Raw genomic sequence first — 5,018 nt, forward strand, 5'->3', positions numbered from 1 at the left:
ATGAGGGTAGCGCCGGCCGGGCAAGACCTACATAGGCCGACCCGATCCGACATTCAAGCGATTCGTGAAGCAGGACGCATAAGAAATGTCCAGCGAACTATCCGTAACGCTAATCGAATGGAGCGGGACTGTGACAAAAGTGTCATAACGCCCGCTCCACGAAGGTGAATCAGGCGTTCACGTCATCCGCGACGCCGTCCGCGACCGGTGCGGCGGGCGGCGTGAAGTTCGGCACCTTGCCCTGCGATGCCTGGCGGCCGAAGATGTCGCGGACGAGTTCAAGCGAGAACAGGTGTGCGTAGATCAGGCCGAGCAGGCCGTTCTGGTTCCACTGGCGCAGGACGTCGCCGCGCACTTCGCGCAGCTTGTTCTCGTCGACCATCTGGAAGCCGCGGTAGTTGAAGGGCTGGGCCGCGCCGACGTCGATGTTCAACTCGCCGTCCATGAGCAGCTTGTGCTTCTCGAGTTCGGCCATGAACTGCGCGGTCTTGTTGCCCGCGATCTCGAAGTTCTCGCAGAACTTGAGCATGTTGGTGGTGGTGTCGGTCGGCTGGCCTTCGTCGTCGAATAGGCGCTCGCCTTCCTCGATCTCGCCGACGAGGTCGCTCGACGGGTCGACGCAGAGCGACAGCTCATCCGAATCCGGGCGCAGCTTGGCCAGCATGAAGGGATAGCGGCGCACGTAGGCCGGGATGTAGACGGGGGTGTTCACCGTGCCGTCTTCATCGACGAACACGTTGGTGCCTTCGTTCATGCCCATCAGCACCAGCGGAATCGGGTTCTCGCCTGCGGTGAAGATGATCGGGAAGTTGCGCTGGGCCTGCGGGAATTCCTCGACCGTCAGCGGCACCGAGTTGATGCCGGCCAGCCAGGTGGCCTTGTCGGTCGAACGGGTCTTCCAGTTGGCGTGCTGCTGCGAGTTGAGCGGGATGAGGTCCTTGTAGAACAAGGGCAGTGCAGGATTCTGAGGCACGCTGGCCATGGGTACTCTCCGCGAGGGGTGGTCAGTCTTTGGAAGGGCGTGGCTTTAGAGGCTGCGGGGCGGCCGCGCAAGCGCGAGACCTCCCCATATCCGGCGATTCGGTGCAGGATGTTTCGTTGCCGCGTCAGACGAGCTTGCCGGGGTTGAGTAGCCCCCGGGGGTCGAGCGCCTGCTTGACCGCGCGCAGCATCGACAGCGCCACCGGATCGCCCAGCCGGGCCAGTTCGTCGCGCTTGAGCTGCCCGATCCCGTGCTCGGCCGAGATCGAGCCGCCCCATTGCGTGACGAGATCGTGGACCCTGCGGCTGATCGCCTTGCCCTCGGTCGCATTCCAGGCGCGGGCGTCGGCGGCTCCCGGGGCGATGACGTGGTAGTGCACGTTGCCGTCGCCGAGGTGGCCGAAAGCGATCGCCTCGGTGCCGGGGAACTCGGCTTCCAGCATCGGCGCGGTCGTCTCCACGAAGGCGGGCATCGCCTCCACCGGCACCGAAATGTCGTGCTGGACCGCCGGACCGCGTGCGCGCTCGGCGGGGGGGACGGTCTCGCGGATGAGCCAGAACGCCTCGGCCTGCGATTCGCTGGCGGATAGGGCGGCGTCTTCGACAAGATCCTTCTCGAAGGCTTCGGCCATCATCGCCTCGCAGCGGTCGCGCAGGGTGTCGGCCTGCGCCCGGTCGGCGACGACTTCGATCAGCACGTGCCACGCATGGCGCCCCTCCAGCGGGGGGCGGGCGGTGGGGAGGTGTTCGACGACGGCGTCGATGCTGGCCTGCGGCATGACCTCGAAGCCTTCGAGCGCCTCGCCCTCCATCGCGTCGCAGTGAAGCAGCAGCGTCCGGGCAGCGGGCAGGGAGGAGACCCCCGCCCAGATCACCACCCGCTCGGCAACGGCGGGCAACAGGCGCAGGGTCGCGGCGGTAACGATGCCGAGCGTGCCTTCCGATCCGATCAGCAACTGCTTGAGGTCGAAGCCCCGGTTGTCCTTCTTGAGCGGGGTGAGTTGGGAAAAGACCTTTCCGTCGGCGAGCACCGCCTCCAGCCCCAGCACCAGGGCGCGCATCGATCCGTGGCGCAGGACCTGCGAGCCGCCCGCGTTGGTGGAGATCAGCCCCCCAACTGTCGCCGAGCCCTTGCCGCCCAGTGTCAGCGGAAAGCGCAGATCCTGCGCCTCGGCGCTTTCGTGGAGCGTCTGGAGAATCACGCCCGCCTCGCATGTCGCGCGGCCCGATTCGGTGTCGATCTCGCGAATCGCGTTCATGCGGCGCAGCGAGAGCAGCAGTGCGGTCCCACTCTCGTCGGGCGTGGCGCCGCCGGACATGCCGGAATTGCCGCCCTGGGGCACGATCGGCACGCCGTGTTCGGCGCAGAGGCGTACCAGAGCGGACACCTCCTCGACATTGGCGGGAGAGGCGAGGGCGCAGGCCCGGCCGGTAAAGCGTCCGCGCCAGTCGGTAAGCCAGGGCGCCACGAGTTCAGGATCGGTCGTCAGGCCGCGTGGGCCGAGCAGGGCGGCGGCTTCCTTCAGAAAGCCGGCGGGTGCGGTGTCGTTCATCCTGGCGATATGGCACATGCTGCATGGGGTTTCATCACCGACGCGCGATAATTGCGAAGGCGGTTCGGGCGCTCGGTGGCGGACAAGTTAAGCGTCGGTTCAAGCTCTTGCCGTAAGGCGGACATGTCGGCATCGCTATGCGGGGTCGATTACGGGGATACGAAAGACGACATGAGTTTTGCCTCCGCACTGCTGTATCCGTTCCTCCTGCTGCTCCCGGCGGCAGGGGGCGGCGACGGCGTGCCGCGCGCGGAAGATGCGGGCGTGGAGCCTGCCGAGGTTTCGCTCTGGCCCCCGATCGAAGCCGGTGTGCTGGCCGCCGATGCGCCGTTCGCGATCAGCCTGCTGCCCGAGGTCGCCCCGCAGGATGCCTGGCAGGTCCGCATCGAGCAGCGCATGACGATCCGAATCTCGCCGCCGCGCGCGTCGGTGCCGATGCCAGACATGTTCTTCGGCATGCCGACCGATGGCGGGGTGGAGTTCGCCGAGCGCAAGATGGGCAATTGCCTGCCCGCTTCCGGCATCGTCAGCGTGCGCCCCGATCGCGGCAACCGGCTGCTGCTGTTCATGCGCGACCGCCGGGTGGTCAGCGCCGAACTCGCCCGGTCCTGCCGTGCGCGCGATTTCTACTCCGGCTTCCTGATCGAGCGAAACGAGGATGGGCGGGTCTGCGTGGATCGCGACACGCTGCTGTCGCGCAGCGGAATGAGCTGCACCTTGACCCGCATAAGGCAGCTGGTGGAGCAGGATCGCTAACGGGCATTCGGTCCGTATCGGGAGAACTGGCGTTCCCTAGCGGATTTCCTTGACTTTCCCGCCTTTTTCCGCAAATGGCCCGCTGTCGCGCGGCATGTGTCGCGGGCGGCGCATTGGCCCGCCCCGGCTTCGTTCCGCAGCTTTACTTGAAATTTTTCCGGAAAAACCAAACGCCTATGAGCTTTGCCGATCTCGGCCTGTCTGACGAATTGCTGCAAGCGGTGGAGGCTGCGGGCTATACCGAGCCGACTCCGATCCAGGCACAGACGATCCCCCCGGTCCTGATGATGAAGGATCTGATCGGCATCGCCCAGACCGGCACCGGCAAGACCGCTGCCTTCGTGCTGCCGATGATCGACATCCTCGGCCATGGTCGCCGCCGCGCGCTGATGCCGCGCTCGCTGATCCTCGAGCCGACGCGCGAACTCGCCGCGCAGGTGGCCGAGAACTTCGAGAAGTACGGCAAGAACCACGACCTCAAGATGGCGCTGCTGATCGGCGGCGTGCAGATGGGCGACCAGCTCAAGGCCCTGTCCGCCGGTGTCGATGTGCTGATCGCCACGCCGGGTCGTCTGATGGACCTGTTCGAGCGCGGCAAGATCATGCTCACGGGCTGCGAACTGCTCGTCATCGACGAAGCCGACCGCATGCTCGACATGGGCTTCATCCCGGACATCGAGACCATCTGCTCGAAGCTGCCGGCCAACCGCCAGACGCTGCTGTTCTCGGCGACGATGCCGCCGGTCATCAAGAAGCTGGCCGACCGCTTCCTGACGAACCCCAAGTACGTCGAAGTGGCACGTCCGGCCTCGACCAACCTCAACATCGTCCAGCACAAGGTCATGGTGCCCGCGCGTAAGAAGCGCGAGGCCCTGCGCCAGATACTGCGATCGGACAACGTCACGTCCGCGATCGTCTTCGCCAACCGCAAGACCACCGTGCGCGAACTGGCCAAGAGCCTGAAGCAGCACGGCTTCTCCGCCGGCGAGATTCACGGCGATATGGACCAGCCCGCGCGCAACGCGGAGCTGGAGCGTTTCAAGGCGGGTGAGGTCAGCATCCTGTGCGCGTCAGACGTCGCCGCGCGCGGTCTCGACGTGAAGGGCGTCAGCCACGTCTTCAACTTCGACACGCCCTGGCACCCGGACGACTATGTCCACCGCATCGGCCGCACCGGTCGTGGCGGCGCGACCGGCCGGGCCTTCACATTCGTCGCGCCCGAGGATGCCGAGGCGATCGGCAATGTCGAGAAGCTGACGGGCGGCCCGATCCCGCTCTACCAGCTGGACGGTGAAGTCGAGAGTGAGGCCGTTGAGGCGAAGCCCGCCCGCGCCGCAAGGCCCGCTCGCGAGGCGAAGCCTGCGCGCGAAGCCAAGCCCGTGCGCGAGGAGAAGCCGAAGCGGGAAGCTCGTCCGGAGCCCCGTGCCGAGCGCGCTCCGCGCCGCGAGCCGAAGGCGGAAGAACCGCGCCGCAGCCGTCGCCGCGACCCCGTCGAGACGCACGACGATGGCAGCTGGAACGGTCCGGTGCCGAACTTCCTGGGTGTTTCCGCGCTGAACTGAGGCGCGGCTTCCGGGCAAAGAAAAAGGCAGGGGAAACCCTGCCTTTTTCTTTTGGATGTTGATCCTGCTTGTTTGATCGCCGTCATTCCCGCGAAGGCGGGAACCCATCTCCTGACGGTGCCTGTTCATTCGGCATAAGATGGGTCCCCGCCTTCGCGGGAATGAC

General features: G+C 66.1%; 4 protein-coding genes. 2 read left to right on the forward strand and 2 right to left on the reverse strand.

The annotated features are described in order from the left end of the window. Window positions 1-169: 169 nt before the first annotated feature. The gene (locus tag ACYPYD_RS18170) at window positions 170-982 is read right to left on the reverse strand and encodes a SapC family protein (protein WP_008829751.1); all 813 of its coding nucleotides are present in this window, start codon (window positions 980-982) and stop codon (window positions 170-172) included. Between the two features lie 124 nt (window positions 983-1,106). Continuing rightward, the gene (locus ACYPYD_RS18175) at window positions 1,107-2,534 is read right to left on the reverse strand and encodes an FAD-binding oxidoreductase (protein ID WP_459664639.1); all 1,428 of its coding nucleotides are present in this window, start codon (window positions 2,532-2,534) and stop codon (window positions 1,107-1,109) included. 171 nt (window positions 2,535-2,705) lie between these two features. Between ACYPYD_RS18175 and ACYPYD_RS18180 the strand changes: the two genes are divergently transcribed. Together ACYPYD_RS18180 and ACYPYD_RS18185 are read left to right on the forward strand one after the other, a co-directional pair. After that, window positions 2,706-3,290: a hypothetical protein gene (locus ACYPYD_RS18180; RefSeq protein WP_248005930.1), complete on the forward strand. Its 585-nt coding sequence runs from the start codon at window positions 2,706-2,708 to the stop codon at window positions 3,288-3,290. A gap of 176 nt (window positions 3,291-3,466) precedes the next feature. Then, the gene (locus tag ACYPYD_RS18185) at window positions 3,467-4,852 is read left to right on the forward strand and encodes a DEAD/DEAH box helicase (RefSeq protein WP_069708005.1); all 1,386 of its coding nucleotides are present in this window, start codon (window positions 3,467-3,469) and stop codon (window positions 4,850-4,852) included. Window positions 4,853-5,018 lie beyond the last annotated feature (166 nt).

Source organism: Novosphingobium sp. 11B (genome assembly GCF_054589055.1).